Origin of the sequence: Methylobacterium sp. WL8, from assembly GCF_008040045.1 — a bacterium.
Taxonomy (GTDB): domain Bacteria; phylum Pseudomonadota; class Alphaproteobacteria; order Rhizobiales; family Beijerinckiaceae; genus Methylobacterium; species Methylobacterium cerastii.
In genome coordinates this window covers 13,424-33,023 of the sequence record NZ_VRVF01000041.1, presented here as the reverse complement: position 1 = coordinate 33,023, position 19,600 = coordinate 13,424, and the positions used below count along the sequence as shown (strand labels likewise).

Below are 19,600 nucleotides of genomic sequence, written 5' to 3'. Positions count from 1 at the left end.
ACCCCTTCCGAGGGAGGGCCCGTGCAGCTCACCGACGCACAGCGGGTCGACTGGCTCCGCCTGATCCGCACCGAAGGGGTCGGCCCGCGCACCTTTCGCGGCCTGATCAACCGCTTCGGCGGCGCCGCGGCCGCGCTCGCGGCCCTGCCGAACCTCACCGCCCGGCGCGGACGACGGATCGAGCCGCCGACGCGCGACGAGGCCGAGGCCGAGATCGCGGCGGCCGCGCGCCTGGGTGCCCGCATCGTCGCGATGGGGGAGGCCGGTTACCCGAAGATCCTCCAGGCGGCCGATTCTGCGCCGCCGCTCGTCGCGATCCGCGGGTCCGCCGAAGCGCTGGCCCGGCCCGCGGTGGCGATCGTCGGCTCGCGCAACGCCTCGGCCTCGGGATTGGCCTTCACCGAACGGTTGGCGCGGGGCTTGGGCGAGGCGGGCCTCGTCGTGGTCTCGGGCCTGGCCCGCGGCATCGACGCCCGCGCCCACAAGGCCTCGGCCGCGACCGGCACCGTCGCGGTGCTCGCCGGCGGGCACGACAAGATCTATCCGGCCAACCACGCCGGCCTCGTCGAGTCGATGCTGGAGGCCGGCGGCGCGGTTGTCGCCGAGATGCCGATGGGCTGGGTGCCCCGCGGACGCGACTTCCCGCGGCGCAACCGCATCATCTCGGGGCTCGCCTACGGCACCGCGGTGGTCGAGGCGGCGCGCCGGTCGGGCTCGCTGATCACCGCGCGCTTCGCCCTCGAACAGGGGCGCGAGGTGTTCGCGGTGCCGGGCTCGCCGCTCGATCCGCGGGCGGAGGGCACCAACGACCTCATCCGCCAGGGCGCGACGCTCGTCGCCGAGATGGATCACGTCCTCGCCGCGATCGCGCCGCTGATCGAGCGCGGCGGCGACCCCGACCAGGCGCCGGCCTTGCCGCCACCGGATCTGGCCGACCAGCCGGATTTCTGGGACGAGATCGACCTCGATGACGGCGCCTCATCAATGCCGGCGCCGTCGTTCGAGGCGCCGGAGCCGGCAGAGCCGGTGGGCGACCGCGAGACGATCGTCGCCGCGCTGAGCCCGACGCCGGTCGGCACCGACGAGATCGCCCGCGCGACCGGCCTGTCGGTGCGCGTGGTGCAGACGACGCTGCTCGAACTCGAGCTCGACGGGCGGATCGAGCGGCACGGCAGCGGGATGGTGTCGCTCGTCGGGTGACGCCTTCAATCCAGGTCGTCGTCCTCCGATTCGACCATCCCGCGCATCCGGTCGAGGCAGCCCTGCAGGATGTAGGCGGCGGCGAGCTTGTCGACGAGTTGGCTGCGCTTGGCCCGAGAGGTGTCGGCCGCGATCAGCGCGCGGGTGACGACGGCGGTCGAGAGGCGCTCGTCGTAGAACAGGACCGGAAGGTCGAGGAGCGGCTTCAGGTTGCGCACGAACGAGCGCGTCGACTGCACCCGCACGCCCTCGCTCCCGTCCATGTTCAGCGGCAGGCCGATCACCAGGCCGCCGACCGCGTGCTGCTCGCACAGGAACCGCAGCCGCGCCACGTCGGGCGTGAACTTCACGCGCTTGATCGTCTCAAGCGGCGAGGCGATCTGCCGTCCGAGGTCGGACAGCGCGAGGCCGATGGTCTTGGTGCCGAGATCGATGCCGATCAGCCGGGGTCCGCCGCGGGAGGCCTCGGCGAAGGTGCGTAGCGCGTCCGTGTCCATCGTGTCCCATCCCGCCAAGCGCTCACACCGGCGCGCCGTCCTGCGCCGGCTCGCCGGCCCGCGCCAGCACCGCCGCCTCGATGCCCTCGAAGGTCGAGACGAGCGGCGGGGTGCCGTCGCCGAGCACGTCGAGGATCGTCAGCCCCTGCGTCCGCTTGAAGAACGCGTCCAGGGTGTCGCCGCCGAAGCGGACGGTCTCGAGGTCGGGGGCCATCACCCAGATCGGGTACTCGCCCGCGCCCGACACGTCCCAGAACAGGAAGCTGCCGTCGTCGCCCTCGCCGAAGAAGCAGGCGCGCTCCAGCCGCGACAGGTCGCCGTCCTCGATCGAGAAGCGGTGCGGCGTGTCGGCGGCGGAAAGCGCCTGGATCGCTGCGTTGATGCTGTCGGCGACGATCTCGGCCCGCGTCACCAGGTCGGCCGCCGGGTAGGGCAGGGGCGTCGCGATCCGGAAGTGGCCGTTCGCGAGCCCGGCGCCGCACGCGCGGCAGAAGCTGCGATACGATTCGGGCAGCGCGAACCCGAGTTCGGCCTCCGCCCGCGCGATCTCCGCCTCGCTCGACCGCGCCCCCGGATGAAGGCGCTCGAACACCGTGTTCCACATCGCGTCCCCGCTCCATCCACAGGCGTTAACCGCGTCCCGAACTTGCCCTGGCGCAGGACGCAGCGCTTCCCTCATAACGATGGTTAAGGTTTCGTTAACCCCGTTGCGGAGGCAATCGTGCAGGCTATCGGTTCGTTCGTCCCCCAAGCTCCCGTCAAGGCGCCCGCCCGGCGTGCCATGCCGCGCAAGCACAAGCTGATGCTGCTGATCGCCTTCGAGGTGCTGGTGCTGGGCTTCGCCCTCGCGGAGTTCCGCCCCATCCGCCCAAGCGGCATCCTCATCGAGACCACGGGGATCCCGAACCATATCGTCACCTGATCGCCGGCGCGTTGCGGCGCCGCGAAGCCCGGTGCTATAGCGCCTGGACCGTGGAAGGGCCGGCAATCGCCGCTGCCGGCGCCCGACCTTCCGAGACGAACGCGCAAGACGAACAGGCAGCATGTCGGTCGACGAGAAGACAGTCCGGCGCATCGCGCATCTGGCCCGCATCGCGGTGGCCGACGACGAGGTCGCGCCGCTGCAGGGCGAGCTGAACGCCATCCTCGCCTTCGTCGAGCAGCTGAGCGCGGTCGACGTGACCGGCGTCGAGGCGATGACCTCGGTGACGCCGATGGCGATGAAGAAGCGCAAGGACGTCGTCACCGACGGCGGTCGCGCGGTCGACGTGGTCGCCAACGCGCCGGAGACCGAGGACCACTACTTCCTCGTTCCCAAGGTCGTCGAGTAGGCCGGCCGGGCCGCGAAACGCCGGCCCGTGAACGACATCTGCCGCGTCCGCCGGCTCCGCCGGCCGGAACGCCCCTGACCCGCATCGCGGCCGAACGGCCGAGGACGAACAGCGTGACGGAACTCAACGAACTCAGCCTCGCCGAGGCGCGCGACGGCCTGAGGGCCAAGACCTTCTCCGCCCGCGAGATCGCGCAGGCGCACATCGACGCCCTGGAGAAGGCGCGCGTGCTCAACGCCTACCTGCTGGAGACGCCCGACCGCGCCCTCAAGATGGCCGAGGCGTCCGACGCGAAGATCGCCAAGGGCGAGGCCGGGCCGCTCGAAGGCCTGCCGCTCGGCATCAAGGACCTGTTCTGCACCGAAGGCGTGACCACGACGGCGGGCTCCAAGATCCTGGAGAATTTCGAACCGCATTACGAATCCGCCGTCTCCGCTAACCTCTGGCGCGACGGCGCGGTGATGCTGGGCAAGCTGAACCTCGACGAGTTCGCCATGGGCTCCTCGAACGAGACCAGCGCCTACGGTGGAGTGATCTCGCCGTGGCGGCGTACCGGGTCCGACGTGAAGATCGTCCCCGGCGGCTCGTCGGGCGGCTCGGCCGCGGCGGTCGCGGCGCATCTGTGCCTGGGCGCCACCGCCACCGACACCGGCGGCTCGATCCGGCAGCCGGCCGCCTTCACCGGCACGGTCGGGATCAAGCCGACCTACGGCCGCGTCTCGCGCTGGGGTACGGTGGCCTTCGCCTCCTCCCTCGACCAGGCCGGGCCGATCGCCCGCACGGTGCGCGACTGCGCGATCCTGCTCGGCTCGATGGCAGGGCCTGATGCCCGCGACACCACCTGTGTCGACCTCCCCGTGCCGGATTTCGAGGCCGCGGTCTCGCGCGGCGTGAAGGGCCTCACCATCGGCATCCCGAAGGAGTACCGGGTCGAGGGCATGCCCGCCGAGATCCAGAAGCTCTGGGACGACGGCGCCGCCTGGCTGAAGGACGCGGGCGCGACGATCCGCGAGATCTCGCTGCCGCACACCAAGCTCGCGCTGCCGGCCTACTACATCGTCGCGCCGGCCGAGGCTTCCTCGAACCTCGCCCGCTACGACGGCGTCCGCTACGGCCTTCGCGTGCCGGGACGTGACATCGCCGCCATGTACGAGAACACCCGCGCGGCCGGCTTCGGCCGCGAGGTGAAGCGCCGGATCATGATCGGCACCTACGTGCTGTCGGCCGGCTACTACGACGCCTACTACGTCCGCGCTCAGAAGATCCGCACGCTGATCAAGCGCGACTTCGAGGAGGCCTATGCGGCGGGCGTCGACGCCATCCTGACGCCGGCGACGCCGTCCTCCGCCTTCGGCGTCGGCGAGAAGGCCTCCGCCGACCCGGTCGAGATGTACCTCAACGACGTGTTCACCGTGACCGTGAACATGGCCGGGCTTCCCGGCATCGCGGTGCCGGCCGGTCTCGACGGCCAGGGCCTGCCGCTCGGTCTGCAGCTCATCGGGCGGCCGTTCGACGAGGAGACCCTGTTCGCCACCGCCGAGGTCATCGAGCGCGCGGCCGGGCGCACGGTGCTGCCGAAGGCCTGGTGGTGACGGTCCCGTATTATCCCTGGACGGTCTGGATCTGGGCCGGTTTCGATCCGGTCCTGATCGCGGTCTGCCTCTATCTCGGCTGGTCGGCGGACCAGTTCGGCAAACTCTTCGTCGCGGTGATCGCGGGGTTCGTGGCGGCGGTGCTGTTCTCCTGGGCGGTCACCGCGATCGGCATTCCCTGGCCGGCGCCCGTGAGCCACGACGGGCCGACCTTCTTCCCGGTACGGGTCGGCGCGGCCATCCTGTGGTCGATCCTGGGCTTCACCGCCCGAAAGATCCTGCGGCCGCACGCGCCTTGACCGGCCTGCGCACCGCCACGACACTCCGCGGCGCTCCGGCGCTTCGTTGCATGAAAGTCCGAGCATGACGGCTCCCGTGAACCCGAAGAAGCTCATCAAGGGCGCCGAGCACGACTGGGAGGTCGTGATCGGCATGGAGATCCACGCCCAGGTCACCAGCCGCTCGAAGCTGTTCTCCGGCGCCTCCACCGAGTTCGGGGCCGAGCCGAACGACCACGTCTCGCTGGTCGACGCGGCGATGCCGGGCATGCTCCCGGTGATCAACGAGGAATGCGTGGCGCAGGCCGTGCGCACCGGCCTCGGCCTGAAGGCGCAGATCAACCACCGCTCGGTGTTCGACCGGAAGAACTACTTCTACCCGGACCTGCCGCAGGGCTATCAGATCTCGCAGTACAAGGACCCGATCGTCGGCGAGGGCGAGGTCGTGGTCGACCTGCTCGACGGCGAGTCGATCACCGTCGGGATCGAGCGGCTGCATCTGGAGCAGGATGCCGGCAAGTCGCTGCACGACCAGAACCCGACCCAGAGCTTCGTCGACCTCAACCGCTCCGGGGTCGCGCTGATGGAGATTGTCTCGCGGCCGGACCTGCGCTCCTCCGAGGAGGCGCGCGCCTACGTGACCAAGCTGCGCACGATCCTGCGCTACCTCGGCACCTGCGACGGCGACATGGAGAAGGGTTCGCTCCGCGCCGACGTGAACGTTTCGGTGCGGCTGCCCGGCCAGCCGCTCGGCACCCGCTGCGAGATCAAGAACGTCAACTCGATCCGCTTCATCGGCCAGGCGATCGAATCGGAGGCGCGGCGTCAGATCGCGATCATCGAGGACGGCGGCACGATCGCGCAGGAGACGCGCCTGTACGACCCGTCCAAGGGCGAGACCCGGTCGATGCGCTCGAAGGAGGAGGCGCACGACTACCGCTATTTCCCCGACCCGGACCTGCTCCCGCTCGAGTTCGACCAGGCCTACGTCGACGCCCTCGCCGAAGGGCTCCCCGAGCTGCCGGATGCCAAGAAGGCGAGGCTCATCGCCGATTTCGGGCTCTCGCCTTACGACGCCAACGTGCTCGTCGCCGAACGGGCGTCTGCCGACTACTACGAGGCGGTGGCCGCCAAGCGCGACGGCAAGGCGGCCGCGAACTGGGTGATCAACGAGCTGTTCGGGCGCCTCAACAAGGAAGGCCTCGGCATCGAGGCGACGCCGGTCTCCGCCGACCAGCTCGGCCAGATCATCGACCTGATCGGCGAGGGCGTCATCTCCGGCAAGATCGCCAAGGACCTGTTCGAGATCGTCTGGACCGAGGGCGGCGACCCGCGTGCGGTCGTCGAGGCGCGCGGGATGAAGCAGGTCACCGACACCGGCGCGATCGAGGCGGCGATCGACGACATCGTCGCCAAGAACCCCGACAAGGTCCAGCAGGCGAAGGAGAAGCCGACGCTGCTCGGCTGGTTCGTCGGCCAGACCATGAAGGCCACCGGCGGCAAGGCCAACCCGGCCGCCGTCAACGCCCTGCTGAAGAGCAAGCTCGGGATCGACTGAGCCGCCTGCGCCCAGAGCCGGTCCGCCTTGTCACCGGCGGTCGGCGTCGGCCTCCCGCGTGGCCGGCGGATCGCCAGCGAGGCGACGGCGCAGGTCCATGAACCAGGCCGGCGGCGGTGCGCCGCCTTCGCCCACCACCACGGTCGCGGTCATGCCGGCCACCAGCGGCACCCCCGGCGGCACGTGCGCGATGCGGATGCGCACCGGCACCCGCTGCGCGAGCCGCACCCAGGTGTAGACCGGGTCGACGTTCGGCAGCCCCTGCGTGCTCGCCGCGGCGTTCGCGGTGGAGATGCCCTGCGTGATGCTCTCGACCGTGCCGCGCAGGTGGTTCGAATATCCCATCAGCGCCATCTCGGCCGGGTCGCCGACATGGATGTTCGCCATCTTGGTCTCCTCGAAATAGCCGTCGACCCAGAACGAATCCGTGTCGATGACCGAGATGTTCGAGGTGCCGGTGGTGGCGTAGTCGCCGGCGCGCAGCAGCAGGTTCGTGACCCGGCCGTTCACCGTCGATTTCACCTGCGTGCGCCCGAGGTTGGTCTTGGCCTGCGAGAGCTGCGCCTTCGCGGTCTCCAGGGCCGCCTCGGCGATCTTGGCCGTGCCGGCATATTGCTGCTTCTCCTCGACGGAGGTCGAGACCGTGGTCAGCGCCTGGCGCCGGGCCGACTGGGCGTTCTTCACCGAGAGGTCGGCCTCGCGGTTCTTCACCTCGGCTTCGCCGGAAGCGACGTTCACCTCGAAGTCGAACGGGTCGATGACGTAGAGCACGTCGCCGCGCTTCACGCTCTGGTTGTCCACCACCCGCAGCTCGACGATCTGCCCCGAGACCTGCGGCGCGATGCTCGCCACCTGGACGCGCACCCGGCCGTCGCGCGTCCACGGCGCGGTGACGTAGTACGACCACACCACGGTCGCGGCGAGGAACGCCAGCACCAGGATCACGCCGGTGGCGGCCAGGCGAAACACCTTGCCGATGCGGCCGCCGCGCGCACGGGCGGGACGGTCGTCGGCCAGAGCCGGCGGATCGCCGCGGGGGGCCGCGGCATGGTCGCTCCCAGCCCGGTCACCGTTCGAGGCCTTGGGGTCGTCTTCGTCGGCCATCACAGCAACACGATCAGGAGGGCGAGGACGCAGACGTAGATCCCGGCCTCGGCGAGCGGCGGGTTGGCGACGTAGCGGCTGAAGCGGATGCGCGCGAAGACGAAGCGCAGCGCGATCAGGATCGCGAAGGCGCCCAGCGCATAGGCGACGAAGGGCGAGACAAGGATCCCGCCGATTTGCAGTTCATGACGCATCGTCGCCTTCGAGACCCTCGCGAAACCCTTCGCCTCAGAAACCCGGCATGTCGAGCCGCACGAGGAAGCGCCGATGCCGCTCGATAACGCGCGCGGCCGCCACGATATCGGCGGCCGCGCGCGCGACCGTCATGCGCGCGCCGCGGTCGTCCGCGGGCGCGGCGCGCAGGAGGTCGCGGGCCGCGTCCTGCAGGCGCCAGGCGTCGCCGCGCGCGAGCGCGTCCCGGCCCTTCGCCACGGGATCGCGCATTCCCGCGGTCCCGTCTAGCAGCCGCATCTGTGCGTGGGCGCGGGCGGCGGCCGATTCCAGCTGCGACAGGGCGAAGGCGTGGACCATCGCCATCCGGCGCACCGCGCGGCTGCCGGAGGTGTAGCCCGCGAACTGGAACAGCCGGTCGGCGTTCAGGCTGGTCCGCGTGGTCGCGTCGCCGCCTTCGCCAGCCAGGGCTTCGGCGAGCGCGCGCTTGGCGGAATCCAGCGCGAAGGCGCGATGCTGCGAGGGCGAGATCGGCAGGACCAGGCGCACCGCGAGGAACAGGATGATCGCCGCCGCGATCACCAGCGCGACGTTCATCAGGTAGGTCTGCGGATCGTAGCTCTGCGGATTCTCCGGGGCGATCAGCACCGGCGTAAACACCAGCGCGATGAAGCCGATGCCGAAGGTCGACTGGTTCAGCGACAGAAAGCAGGCGACGAAGACCGGCACGATCATCGCGATGGCGAGCAGCGGGAAGCCCTGGTTCCCGTTGAGGAAGGCGAACAGCACGATGCCGGCGAACAGCGACGCCAGCGGCATGCCGATCAGCACGCCGACGGCGAACTTCTTCGGGTCCGGGGCGGTGGACGACAGCGCGCAGGTGGAAGCCACCTGCACCAGCGCGAACGAGGTCTGCGGCAGGCCGGACAGGATCATGAAGGCGGCGGTGAGCCCGAAGCCGATCGCCACCCGCAACGCCGCGCGCAAGGCCACGGGGAAGTCGCGGTGCGTCGGGAGCTTCACGTCGCGCAGCGGCACGTGGCCGTCGGCGAGCGCGCGCACTCCGTCGTCCGCGAAGGTCGCGGCGTTGACGAAGTCGAGGCAGCGCTGAAGCGCCACCAGCTCGTCGAGGGGGCGGCGCCCGTCCCGGACCGCCTCATCGACGAGGTCGCGCAGCCTCGCGTCGATCCGGTCGAGGCGTGCGGCCTCCGGTTCGCCGACGCCGCCGCCGGAAACCTCGCGGCACAAGCCCAGCGCCTCCTCCACCGCCGGGCTCGGATGGCGAAGCGCCGCCGCGGCGTTGACGGCGGCGCGGCTCGCTGCCGCCATCACGTAGAGCGCCGCGATCGCGCTGCGGGATCCGGCCGCGCGATACGGGCCGTCGTCGAGCTCGCCGGCGATGGCGCTGGCGTCGGCGCGCATCGGCGCGATCGTGCGGATGAGGGCTGCGGTGCGTAGGGGCCCGGGATCGCCTGACGTGAACGCCTCGTGGGCGAAGGCCTTGGTGCCGTCGTAGCCCGACGACAGGGTCGGCAACAGCGTGCGCCACGTGCTGGGAGAGGCGAGAGCATCGTTGATGAAGGTGATCGTGACGATCGCCACCGTGATCGCCGCAAGCCGCCCGACCGCCGCGTCGAAGGTCGTCTGCGGCGCATCGATATGCGCAAGCGCGATGATCGCGACGGTATAGCCCGAGAGCATCGCACCGTAGGCGCGGGTGTCCTGCAGGTACTGGGCGGTGAAGACGCAGAGCCCGATCCACACCGAGAAGGCGACGAGCAGCGTCACGCGGTCCTGCGCGAACAGCGCCATGAACACGATCGCCACGATGCCGCCGACGACGGTGCCGAGGAAGCGGTAGGCCGCCTTCGAGATCGCCTGCCCGCGCTTGGGCTGCGCCAGGATCGCGACGCCTGTGGCGGCGGACGACGCGCTGTCGAGCTGCAACCAGAACGCGGCGTAGAGCGCCAGCATCATCGCCAGCCAGATCCGGAAGGCGAAAGCCCAGGCGGCCGGCTTCGGCACGATCGCGTCGAGCCGGTCGATCGCGCGGTCGAGCCACGGGGCGCGCCGGGTGGCGGCCGCGCTCATCGCAGGCGCGCGCCGGGCGCGGCGGCTGTGCCGAGGACCGCCTCGGCGTCGCGCGCCCGTCCGGCGATCCGCGCCTGCCACAGGCACAGCGACGGCGTGACGCCGAGCTCCATGCCCAGCGCCGCCAGCATCGTCAGCGACGGGACGCCCGTGAGCCACAGGCCGAGCAGCCGCGCAAGCCCACCGAGCACGACGACGAGGGTCAGGAACCGGAACAGGCGTCCCTTGTCCTCGATCCCGGGGACGCAGGTGAGGAACAGGATGCCGACGCCGGTAAGCAGGCCGGAGAGATAGCGGAAATGGCTGTCCGCGGAGATGTTGGGCACGCCGCCCTCCATCCCGTTGATGCCGAAGACCACGCCGTACAATCCGGCGGCGACCGGCACGATCGCCGCCACCGCCACCACACGCTGAAGCGCCTGCCGTTCCGTCATCATGCCGTTCGGTTACGCGTGGGCACCCGGACGCACAACCCGCAGAGCGGGCGGACGATCCGTCAGGCCTTCTCACCCTTCAGGCGCTTGTTGCACTTGCTCCAGTATTGCGGCCACTTCGGCCCCTGCGACACCTTCTCGGCGTCGGCCAGCGCACGCCATTGGGCGCCGCAGGTCTTCTGGCGCTGGCGCGCCGCCGTCTGCCCGGCGCTCGGCGTCGCGCCCGGCTTGGCGGCGGGCGTGGCCGGCGCCGCCATCGGGGTCTCGGTCGGCTTGGCCGCGGGCGCCTCCTTGGCCGTGGCCGGCTGGGCCAGGGCCAGCGGGACAGAGAAGGCGGCGATCGCGAGGAAACGGGCGAACATGACGGCGGACCCTCCGTGGCGGCCCATCGAATCCCGATGCGGCGAACCTCACACCATCACAGCGGCAAGCGCGCCCGGGAACAAGGCCGTGCGCCTCCGCACCAACAGCCGCCGGCCCCGCCTCTCGAAATCGTGAGTGGTGGCCTGGCGCTCTTGAGTACGCGGCGAGTTCCGCGGTAGCTACCGTCGGCAGCCGAGGCCCGTCGTGTCGGCTGGCCGATCCGGCGAGAGCGAAGGCAAGCGATGGCGGCCGTGACCGGCAAACCGATCGACCTCCACACGTGGAGCACGCCGAACGGCTGGAAGATCCCGATCATGCTGGAGGAGTGCGGCCTACCGTACCGCGTCGTGCCGGTCGACATCGCCAAGGGCGAGCAGATGGCGCCCGCATTCCTTGAAATCTCGCCGAACAACAAGATCCCGGCGATCGTCGATTACGACGGACCCGGCGGCGAGCCGGTCTCGATCTTCGAGTCGGGCGCGATCCTGCAATATCTCGGGCGCAAGACCGGCCGCTTCTACCCGACCGACGAGCGCGCCCGCGTCGCGGTGGACGAGTGGCTGTTCTGGCAATGCGCCGGCTTCGGGCCGATGCTCGGCCAGACCCACCATTTCAAGATCTACGCGAAGGAGAAAATCCCCTACGCGATCGAACGGTTCACCGCCGAGACCAATCGCCTCTACGGCGTGCTCGACCGGCGGCTCGCGGACCGCGAGTACCTCGCCGGGGACTATTCCATCGCCGACATGGCGACGGTGCCTTGGGCGAAGTTCACCGGAAAGCAGGGCGTCGACCTCGGCACGCTGCCGAACGTGAAGGCGTGGCTCGACCGTGTGCTGGCGCGGCCGGCGGTGCAGCGCGGGTTGGCGGCGATCTAGCGTCGTCGGGCGGAGCACCCACCATGATGCAGGGTCCGCGCGAGGCAGCTTCGGCCTATTTCGCGGCGGGCTTGGCCGGCTTCTGCGGCGCCGCCTCTGACGCGGTGTTGGCGGCCTGCTGGTTCACGTCCGGAACCTTGGTCCAGGTCTGCGAGCCGCACAGCACCTTGAGCAGGCAGCCGGAGACGGACAGCTCCGAGGCGTTCTCGCGCTCGAGGCTGACCTGATAGATCTTGCCTTCCTCGATGTTGTAGATGCTGCCCGAGAACTTCGCCTCGTCGGGCTGCAGCCCCTCGATCAGCGGCAGGCCGAGCACCGGCCGCGAGCGCTTCTTCGGATCGGGGTTCTTGATGTCGGTGCGCGGCGTGCCGGCCTCCGTCGTGGCCACCTTGAGCCAGACCACCTTGCCGCAGACCTGCGCCTGGCCGGCGCCGCAGCGGTCGATCCGGATCTTCGCGCGGCCGTCCTCCGTGAGCCAGGTGCCGGAGGGGTCCTTGCCCGCGTCGGCGTGAGCCGAGGCGAGACCGGTGAGGAGGAGGGCGGAGGCGAGGGCGAGACGCATGTGGCTTAAGCTCCGAAGGCTGGCGCCTGACGGCGCGGGGCGGGTGGAGTTCGTGGCGACACTGAAGCCTTCGCATTCAGGCGAATTTTCGGCAGTGTTGCAGCCACGCCATGGCCGAGCTTGATTCGGCGTCGGGTTGAGGGCGGTGGGCGCCCCCGCTATAAGCCCGGCGCGAAAGCGATTTTCCCGGCCGCCTCAGGGCGGCTTTCTTTTCTCCCGAACGGACTGACCATGGCCACCGAGCGCACCTTCTCCATCCTGAAGCCCGACGCGACCAAGCGGAACCTCACGGGCGCGGTCAACGCGGTCATCGAGAAGGCGGGCCTGCGGATCGTCGGCCAGCGCCGCATCCAGATGAGCCAGGCCCAGGCCGAGAAGTTCTACGAGATCCACAAGGAGCGCCCGTTCTTCGGCGAGCTCGTGACCTTCATGACCTCCGGCCCGGTGGTCGTTCAGGTGCTCGAAGGCGAGAACGCCGTGGCGAAGTACCGTGAGGTGATGGGCGCGACGAATCCGGCCCAGGCCGCCGAGGGCACCATCCGCAAGACCTTCTCGGAGTCGGTCGGCGAGAACACGGTCCACGGTTCGGATAGCGCCGACAACGCCAAGATGGAGATCGCGCAGTTCTTCCAGGATTCCGACATCGTCGGCTGAAGACCACGCGGACATCTCGGCCGAGGGTGGTCGCCGGAGCACACCGGCGACGCCTTCGACCCTGTCGAATGCCACACCGCCCGGAATGGAGGGCGGTGTGGCCGCACCGCCATTGACGAAGCGTGCGGCCAAAGAGTCCAACGGCATCGGATTTCCCGATCTCGCCAACGGACCTGCCATGACGACCCGCCGCCTGTCCCTGATCGCCGCCGGCCTGCTCTCGCTCGCCGCGACCGCCGCCCTCGCCAGCGGCTCCTCCGCGCCGTTCGAGCAGTACCAGCCCGATCCGGCGCTGCGCACGGCGCCGAAGGCGAACCTCGAAGGCCGCGTGCGCCACGCCTGCGCCGTGGTGCAGGCCCGCCTCACCAGCGCGCCGGAAGCCTCGCTGGAGCGTCCCTGCGGCTGCTACGCGAAGCAGACCATGCGCTCGCTCGACGAGTCCGAGATCGAGGCCTACCGCGCCACCGGCTACTTCAACGATTCCGCCCGCGCCAAGGCGCTGAACGCCCTCGACGCGTGCAAGCTGCAGCGGCCGGTCTGACGACCGAGCGCACGATCTGCCTCCCTCGCAGAAGCGGGGAGGGAAGAGCGGTTCAGAGGCTCAACAGGGCCGCGTCGGCGGCAGCACCGTCGTCCTCGATCACCACGCGATCGCCCTGCAGCCGCGCCCCGCCGCCTGCCACCAGGGCGAGCGCCGCGGGGTAGAGGCGGTGCTCCTGCACGATCACCCGCGCGGCCAAGCTGTCGGGGTCGTCGCCGGCGCGCACCGGCACCGCCGCCTGCGCCACGATCGGGCCGGCATCGAGTTCCGGCACCACGTAATGCACCGTGCAGCCGTGGAGGCGGACGCCGGCGGCGAGCGCCTGCGCGTGGGTGTGCGTGCCCTTGAACAGCGGCAGCAGGGAGGGATGGATGTTGATCATTCGTCCGGCCCAGGCCTCGACGAAGCCGGCGGAGAAGACGCGCATGAAGCCCGCTAGGCACACCAGCTCGACCCCGGCAGCGCGCAGCTCCGCATCGAGGGCGGCGTCGAAGGTCGCCCGGTCGGGGAAGGCCCTGTGGTCGATGGCGTGCGCGGTGATGCCGACTGACCGGGCGTGAGCGAGGCCGGCGGCGTCCGGCCGGTTCGAGAGCACCAGCACGATCTCGGCCGGATAGCCCGGCGCCTTCGCCGCCTCGATCAGCGAGACCATGTTCGAGCCGCGGCCCGAGATCAGGATCGCGACGCGGGTCTTCGGCTTCGTCGCCATCAGAGCGCGAGGCGGCCGGTGAAGGTCACGGGCTCCGCGCCGCGGGCGGTGATGGCGCCGAGCCGCACCGGCGCCTCGCCGGCCTCGCCGAGCGCCTTCGACACCGCTTCGGCGCGATCTTCCGCGACGACGAGCACCATGCCGACGCCGCAGTTGAAGGTGCGCAGCATCTCCGACTCGGCGACGCCGCCCTCGCGCGCCAACCAGCCGAAGACCGGCGGCGGGCGCACCGCGTCGAGGTCGATCGCGATGCCGACGTCGTCGGGCAGCACGCGGGGCAGGTTGTCCGGGAAGCCGCCGCCGGTGATGTGGGCGAGCGCCTTGATCCCGTCCGTGGCCTTCAGCACCGCGAGCAGCGGCTTCACGTAGATCCGCGTCGGCTCGAGCAACGCCTCGCCCAGCGTCTTGCCGGTGGCGAAGGGCGCGGCCGCGTCCCAGGCCAGGCCGGTGCGCGCGACGATGCGGCGGACGAGCGAGAACCCGTTCGAGTGCACCCCGGAGGAGGGGAGGCCGAGCACCACGTCGCCGGCGCGGATACCGGGCTTCGGCAGCAGCGTGCCGCGCTCGGCCGCGCCGACCGAGAAGCCGGCGAGGTCGTAGTCGGCGCCGTCGTAGAGGCCCGGCATCTCCGCCGTCTCGCCGCCGATCAGCGCGCAGCCGGCCTGCCGGCAGCCCTCGGCGATGCCGCGGACGATGTCGGCGCCGACGCCCGGCACCAGCTTGCCGGTGGCGTAGTAGTCGAGGAAGAACAGCGGTTCGGCGCCCTGGACGATGATGTCGTTGACGCACATCGCCACGAGGTCGATGCCGATCGTGTCGTGCCGGCCGGTCTCGATCGCGATCTTCACCTTGGTGCCGACGCCGTCGTTGGCGGCGACCAGGATCGGATCCTTGAAGCCCGCGGCTTTCAGGTCGAACAGGCCGCCGAACCCGCCGATCTCGGCGTCGGCGCCGGGCCGGCGCGTCGCGCGCACCAGCGGTTTGATCGTCTCGACCATCGCGTTCCCGGCGTCGATGTCGACGCCTGCATGCGCGTAGGTCAGCCCGTTCGTGGTCTCGGCCGTCATCGGCGTCCCGTTCCTGTGGTCCGCGGATGCTTTAGCCGAGTTTCGCGCCGACCGAACCCGTCGGCTCACAAGAAAACGACCCACCCGGATCGGTTCCGTGCCCCGTCGGCGGCGCCGGCAGCCTTGACCGTGCGGAGACGCCTTCCCACTGTCTCCGCTCTGTCGGGTGGGGAGGACGTCGATGCGCGCGAGGGCTGTGATCGGTCTGGCGGTGCTCGTCGCCCTCGGAATCGTCGTCTACCTGCTGCGCGAGGTGATGCTGCCGTTCGTCGCCGGGATCGCGCTGGCCTACCTGCTCGACCCCCTGGCCGACCGCCTCGAACGCCTCGGCCTCGGACGCCTGACGGCGAGCCTGCTGATCCTGGCGATGTTCGTGGCCGGCCTGATCGTCTCGCTGCTGATCGTGGTGCCGCTCGCCGCCAACCAGGTCGCGGCCCTGGTCAACAGCCTGCCCGGCATGATCGGGCGGCTGCAGGGCATCATCGCCGAGCGCGCCGGCCCGGTGCTGCAGCGGCTCGGCGGCGCCGACGTGGTCAACGAGCTGCAAGCCTCGGTGGGGACGCTCGCGACCCAGGGCGGCGCGTGGCTGCTCGCCTTCCTCAAGTCGATCTGGTCCGGCTCGCAGGCGGTGATCTCGCTGGTCTCGCTGCTGGTTGTGACGCCGGTGGTCGCATTCTACATCCTGGTCGACTGGGACCGGATGATCGCCACGCTCGACACCTGGGTGCCGCCGCGCCACCGCGCGACGGTGCGCCGGCTCGCGGCGCAGATCGACCGCGCGATCATCGGCTTCGTGCGCGGGCAGACGCTGGTCTGCCTGATCCTCGGCACCTTCTACGCGCTCGGCCTGTGGCTCGTCGGCCTGAACTTCGGCGTCCTGATCGGCCTGATCGCGGGCTTCCTCACCTTCATTCCCTACGTGGGCACGCTGACGGGCTTCCTGCTCTCGGTCGGCGTCGCGCTGGTTCAGTTCTGGCCCGGCTCGGACTGGCTGCATCTCGGGCTGACGGTCGGGGTGTTCCTGGTCGGCCAGTTCCTGGAGGGCAACGTGATCGCGCCCAAGCTCGTCGGCGAATCGGTCGGCCTGCATCCGGTTTGGCTGATGTTCGCGCTGCTCGCCTTCGGCTCGCTGTTCGGGTTCCTCGGGTTGCTCCTGGCGGTGCCGGTGGCGGCTTCGATCGGCGTCCTCGTGCGCTTCGCGCTCTCGCGCTACCTGCAGAGCCGGCTCTACCATGCCGAGCAGCCGGTGCTGATCGAGGTGCCGCGGGCCTGAGCGGGACGCTTGACTGTCGGGCCGGCAGGGTCACCCTGGACGCCGCATGCGCGAGAACGCCCCCCCGAAGCAGCTGGCCTTCGACCTTCCGCTCGATCCACGCTACGGCCGCGAGGATTTCCTGGTCGGCACGGCCAACGAGGCCGCCTACGCGTCAATCGAGGCCTGGCCTGATTGGCCGGACACCGTGCTGGTCCTCACCGGGCCGCCGGGAAGCGGCAAGAGTCATCTCGCCTCGATCTGGGCGACGCGGGCCCATGCCTGGACCGTGTCGGCCGCCGACGTCACCGCGGAGGCGGTGACCCACTGCGTCTCGAACGGCGCCCTGGTGATCGAGGACATCGACCGCCCCGGCCGCGACGAGGCGGCCCTGTTCCACCTGCTCAACCTCGCCCGCGAGCGCAAATGCCCGGTGCTGCTGACCAGCGGCGCGGCGATCGACCAGATCGGGCTGACCGTTGCGGACCTGCGCTCGCGCCTTCGGCTCGCGCCGGGTGTCGCAATCCGCGAGCCCGACGACGCCCTGCTCCGCGCGGTGATGGTAAAGCTGTTTGTGGATCGGCAACTGGTTGTGGATCTGCGTGTGATCGACGCCCTGGCGCTCCGCATCGACCGCTCGCTCGGACGGGCGCGGGAGGTGGTGGCCGAACTCGATCGCGACGCCCTCGGCCGCGGCCGCCGCATCACCCGGCCGCTGGCGCTGGCGGTGCTCGAACGCCTTGGCATCGCCGAAGGCGGCGAGGACGGCGAAGAGGACGGCGAGGACGACTGAGCGCGACGCATGGGCGGCGGTCGGCGCGCTTCGGATGCGAGGGTCGCGTGCCGACCGTCACGGCAATGTCGCATTCCGGCGGACCACCCATGTTAGGGACGCCGCGACAGGCGGCAGGTGAGGAGTGGCAGGGTTGTCGGATATCGAATCGAACGTGGACGCCCTCGATCGCGACCGGACGGACGACGTCGTCGAGGCCGGCGACGAGGCGACGCCCAAGCGCACCGTACGGCGCGCGCCGCCCGCCCGCGCCCCGCGCCGAGCCGCAGCCTCCGACACCGCCGGCGACGAGTGGCCGACAGCCGCCGAGATCCCCGAGCCGCCCAAGGCCGACGACGACAAGGCGGCGCGCGAGACCATCCTCGAAGCCGGCCGTGCCCTGCGGAACTCGCCCGAGCGCTTCGTCAACCGCGAGCTGTCCTGGCTGCAGTTCAACCGGCGCGTGCTGGAGGAGGCGGCCAACACCTCGCATCCCCTGCTAGAAAAGCTGCGCTTCCTCTCGATCTCGGCCAACAACCTCGACGAGTTCTTCATGGTGCGCGTCGCCGGCCTGATCGATCAGGTCCGCGCCGGGCTGACGCTGCCGTCGCAGGACGGCCTGTCGCCGTCCGAGCAGCTCGCCCGCATCGGCACCGGCGTCTCCAAGCTCGCCGAAGACCAGCAGGCGCGCTGGCGGGCTTTGCGCGAGGAGCTCGACGGCGTCGTCGCCCTCGTCGAGCCCGACGCGCTGCGGCCGGAGCACGCGGCGTGGCTGGAGGAGTACTTCCTCAACCACGTCTTCCCGGTGCTGACGCCGCTGGCGATCGACCCGGCCCACCCGTTCCCGTTCATCCCCAACCTCGGCACGACCATCGCGCTGATGCTGACGCGGCCGCGCGACGGGCGGGTGCTGCGCGCACTGATCCGCATGCCCGGCGTGCTCGACCGGTTCGTGCGCCTACCGGCGATCGAGGACGACACGGTCGCGCGCTTCATCGCCATCGAGCAGGTGATCGTGCTGTTCACCGGCCGCCTGTTCCCAGGCTACCTCGTGAAGGGGCAGGGCGCCTTCCGGGTGATCCGCGATTCGGATCTCGAGATCGAGGAGGAGGCCGAGGACCTCGTCCTGCATTTCGAGACCGCGCTGAAGCAGCGCCGCCGCGGCATCGTCATCCGTCTCGAGGTCGAATCCGGCATGCCGGAGGACCTGCGCAGCTTCGTCTGCGACGAGCTTGAGATCGGCGCGGACGCGATCTTCATCGTCGAGGGCATGCTGGCGCTGAACGAACTGTCGCAGATCGTCGGGATCGACCGTCCCGACCTCAAGTTCAAGCCCTACAACCCACGCTTCCCGGAGCGCATCCGCGAGAGCGGCGGCGACGTGTTTGCGGCGATCCGCCAGAAGGATTTCTGCGTCCACCACCCTTACGAGTCGTTCGATTCGGTGGTGCAGTTCCTGGCGCAGGCCGCCCGCGACCCGAACGTCGTCGCGATCAAGCAGACGCTGTATCGCACCTCCTCCAACTCGCCGATCGTCGCGGCGCTGGCGGAGGCGGCCGAGCTCGGCAAGTCGGTGACGGCTTTGGTCGAGCTGAAGGCGCGCTTCGACGAAGAGGCCAACATCCGCTGGGCGCGCAACCTCGAGAAGGCCGGCGCGCAGGTGGTGTTCGGCTTCGTCGAGCTGAAGACCCACGCCAAGCTGTCGATGGTGGTGCGGCGCGAGGGCGACAAGCTCGTTACCTACTGCCACGTCGGCACCGGCAACTATCACCCGATCACCGCGCGCATCTACACCGACCTGTCGTTCTTCACCGCCGACCCGGCGGTGGCGCGCGACGTGTCGCGGATCTTCAACTTCATCACCGGCTACGCCGAGCCGGCGCAGCTGGAGCGGATGTCGGTCTCGCCGCTCACCGCCAAGGCGCGGCTGCTCGCCGACATCGAGGCGGAGGCGGCGCATGCCAAGGCCGGGCGCCCGGCTGCGATCTGGATCAAGTGCAACTCGCTCGTCGATGCGCAGGTGATCGATGCGCTCTACGACGCCTCTCAGGAGGGCGTGCAGATCGACTGTGTCGTCCGCGGCATCTGCTGCCTGCGGCCGGGCGTTCCGGGCCTCTCTGAGACGATCCGCGTCAAGTCGATCGTCGGGCGCTTCCTGGAGCACGGGCGCATCTACGCCTTCGGCAACGGCGTCGGGCTGCCCCACCCGAAAGCGACGGTCTACATCTCCTCGGCCGACCTGATGAGCCGCAACCTCGACCGCCGCGTCGAGTCCCTGCTGCCGATCAGCAACCCGACGGTCCATCAACAGGTTCTCGACCAGATCATGCTGGCCAACCTCCTCGACAACCGCCAGAGCTGGCGTGTACTGGCATCCGGCGGCGCCGAGCGTATCCACCCCGCCGAGGGCGAGGAACCGTTCAACGCGCACAAGTACTTCATGACGAACCCGAGCCTGTCCGGCCGCGGCAAGTCGTCGAAGAAGTCGAGTCCGCGGGCCCTCAGCCGTCGCGCACAGCGGGGCTGATCGTCCGGCCGCCGGACGG

At 70.3% G+C, this 19,600-nt stretch carries 22 protein-coding genes; 12 read left to right on the top strand and 10 right to left on the bottom strand.

The genetic code is table 11. The features are described 5' to 3' along the window. Positions 1-21 precede the first annotated feature (21 nt). Positions 22-1,200 (top strand): DNA-processing protein DprA, encoded by a 1,179-nt coding sequence (dprA, locus tag FV234_RS15585; protein WP_147830282.1) that lies wholly within the window; start codon positions 22-24, stop codon positions 1,198-1,200. A gap of 5 nt (positions 1,201-1,205) precedes the next feature. Here the strand turns inward: dprA and ruvX are convergent, their stop codons facing one another. Next, complete coding sequence (gene ruvX / locus FV234_RS15580; RefSeq protein ID WP_147762023.1) at positions 1,206-1,697, bottom strand: Holliday junction resolvase RuvX; 492 nt, start codon at positions 1,695-1,697, stop codon at positions 1,206-1,208. Between the two features lie 22 nt (positions 1,698-1,719). Further along, positions 1,720-2,301, bottom strand: coding sequence for an SMI1/KNR4 family protein (locus tag FV234_RS15575; RefSeq protein WP_147830280.1), 582 nt, complete (start codon positions 2,299-2,301; stop codon positions 1,720-1,722). A gap of 177 nt (positions 2,302-2,478) precedes the next feature. On the opposite strand from FV234_RS15575, the gene FV234_RS15570 reads away from it, so the two are divergent. The 5 genes from FV234_RS15570 (at position 2,479) to gatB (ending at position 6,456) form a co-directional block, all read left to right on the top strand. Continuing rightward, positions 2,479-2,619 carry a hypothetical protein gene (locus tag FV234_RS15570; protein WP_210250913.1) on the top strand — a complete coding sequence of 47 codons (141 nt, stop codon included), beginning with the start codon at positions 2,479-2,481 and terminating at the stop codon, positions 2,617-2,619. A gap of 121 nt (positions 2,620-2,740) precedes the next feature. Further along, on the top strand, positions 2,741-3,028 hold the full coding sequence (gatC, locus tag FV234_RS15565; RefSeq protein WP_147830278.1) for an Asp-tRNA(Asn)/Glu-tRNA(Gln) amidotransferase subunit GatC: 288 nt from the start codon (positions 2,741-2,743) through the stop codon (positions 3,026-3,028). Positions 3,029-3,141: 113 nt separating this feature from the next. Then, on the top strand, positions 3,142-4,620 hold the full coding sequence (gene gatA, locus FV234_RS15560) for an Asp-tRNA(Asn)/Glu-tRNA(Gln) amidotransferase subunit GatA (protein ID WP_147751190.1): 1,479 nt from the start codon (positions 3,142-3,144) through the stop codon (positions 4,618-4,620). Next, the gene (locus FV234_RS15555) at positions 4,617-4,919 is read left to right on the top strand and encodes a hypothetical protein (protein WP_147830276.1); all 303 of its coding nucleotides are present in this window, start codon (positions 4,617-4,619) and stop codon (positions 4,917-4,919) included. The genes gatA and FV234_RS15555 overlap by 4 nt, the downstream gene beginning before the upstream one ends. A 64-nt stretch (positions 4,920-4,983) precedes the next feature. Further along, on the top strand, positions 4,984-6,456 hold the full coding sequence (gatB, locus tag FV234_RS15550) for an Asp-tRNA(Asn)/Glu-tRNA(Gln) amidotransferase subunit GatB (RefSeq protein WP_147751191.1): 1,473 nt from the start codon (positions 4,984-4,986) through the stop codon (positions 6,454-6,456). A gap of 30 nt (positions 6,457-6,486) precedes the next feature. Here gatB and FV234_RS15545 read toward each other — a convergent pair whose 3' ends face one another. The 5 genes from FV234_RS15545 to FV234_RS15525 are packed head-to-tail and all read right to left on the bottom strand — an operon-like array spanning position 6,487 to position 10,618. Further along, complete coding sequence (locus FV234_RS15545; protein ID WP_147830274.1) at positions 6,487-7,560, bottom strand: biotin/lipoyl-binding protein; 1,074 nt, start codon at positions 7,558-7,560, stop codon at positions 6,487-6,489. Continuing rightward, complete coding sequence (locus FV234_RS15540) at positions 7,560-7,754, bottom strand: DUF1656 domain-containing protein (protein ID WP_147729829.1); 195 nt, start codon at positions 7,752-7,754, stop codon at positions 7,560-7,562. Before FV234_RS15540 ends, FV234_RS15545 begins: the two co-directional genes overlap by 1 nt. Before the next feature lie 34 nt (positions 7,755-7,788). After that, positions 7,789-9,822, bottom strand: a complete 2,034-nt coding sequence (locus tag FV234_RS15535) for an FUSC family protein (RefSeq protein ID WP_147830272.1) — start codon at positions 9,820-9,822, stop codon at positions 7,789-7,791. Beyond that, a complete protein-coding gene (locus FV234_RS15530) occupies positions 9,819-10,259 on the bottom strand; it encodes a DUF4345 domain-containing protein (RefSeq protein WP_147830271.1) in 441 nt (146 codons plus the stop codon). Before FV234_RS15530 ends, FV234_RS15535 begins: the two co-directional genes overlap by 4 nt. Positions 10,260-10,318: 59 nt before the next feature. Beyond that, positions 10,319-10,618, bottom strand: coding sequence for a hypothetical protein (locus tag FV234_RS15525; protein ID WP_147762014.1), 300 nt, complete (start codon positions 10,616-10,618; stop codon positions 10,319-10,321). A gap of 243 nt (positions 10,619-10,861) precedes the next feature. Here FV234_RS15525 and FV234_RS15520 point away from each other — a divergent pair, with 243 nt between their 5' ends. Beyond that, a complete protein-coding gene (locus tag FV234_RS15520; RefSeq protein ID WP_147751196.1) occupies positions 10,862-11,497 on the top strand; it encodes a glutathione S-transferase N-terminal domain-containing protein in 636 nt (211 codons plus the stop codon). Positions 11,498-11,552: 55 nt separating this feature from the next. On the opposite strand, the gene FV234_RS15515 is transcribed toward FV234_RS15520, so the two are convergent. Continuing rightward, positions 11,553-12,059, bottom strand: coding sequence for a DUF2147 domain-containing protein (locus tag FV234_RS15515; protein ID WP_147830268.1), 507 nt, complete (start codon positions 12,057-12,059; stop codon positions 11,553-11,555). Positions 12,060-12,290: 231 nt separating this feature from the next. Between FV234_RS15515 and ndk the strand changes: the two genes are divergently transcribed. Continuing rightward, entirely contained in the window at positions 12,291-12,713 is a 423-nt protein-coding gene (ndk, locus tag FV234_RS15510) for a nucleoside-diphosphate kinase (RefSeq protein ID WP_147726086.1), read from the top strand. A 178-nt stretch (positions 12,714-12,891) separates the two neighbouring features. Beyond that, positions 12,892-13,254, top strand: a complete 363-nt coding sequence (locus FV234_RS15505) for a hypothetical protein (protein ID WP_147830266.1) — start codon at positions 12,892-12,894, stop codon at positions 13,252-13,254. A 52-nt stretch (positions 13,255-13,306) separates the two neighbouring features. On the opposite strand, the gene purN is transcribed toward FV234_RS15505, so the two are convergent. Continuing rightward, positions 13,307-13,963: a phosphoribosylglycinamide formyltransferase gene (gene purN / locus FV234_RS15500; RefSeq protein WP_147830264.1), complete on the bottom strand. Its 657-nt coding sequence runs from the start codon at positions 13,961-13,963 to the stop codon at positions 13,307-13,309. After that, positions 13,963-15,030, bottom strand: a complete 1,068-nt coding sequence (gene purM, locus FV234_RS15495) for a phosphoribosylformylglycinamidine cyclo-ligase (RefSeq protein WP_147830262.1) — start codon at positions 15,028-15,030, stop codon at positions 13,963-13,965. Before purM ends, purN begins: the two co-directional genes overlap by 1 nt. A 181-nt stretch (positions 15,031-15,211) precedes the next feature. Here purM and FV234_RS15490 point away from each other — a divergent pair, with 181 nt between their 5' ends. The 3 genes from FV234_RS15490 (at position 15,212) to FV234_RS15480 (ending at position 19,581) form a co-directional block, all read left to right on the top strand. Further along, complete coding sequence (locus FV234_RS15490) at positions 15,212-16,303, top strand: AI-2E family transporter (RefSeq protein WP_147830260.1); 1,092 nt, start codon at positions 15,212-15,214, stop codon at positions 16,301-16,303. 46 nt (positions 16,304-16,349) lie between these two features. Then, positions 16,350-17,075: a hypothetical protein gene (locus FV234_RS15485; protein WP_147830258.1), complete on the top strand. Its 726-nt coding sequence runs from the start codon at positions 16,350-16,352 to the stop codon at positions 17,073-17,075. Between the two features lie 133 nt (positions 17,076-17,208). Next, entirely contained in the window at positions 17,209-19,581 is a 2,373-nt protein-coding gene (locus FV234_RS15480) for an RNA degradosome polyphosphate kinase (RefSeq protein ID WP_147830256.1), read from the top strand. Positions 19,582-19,600 lie beyond the last annotated feature (19 nt).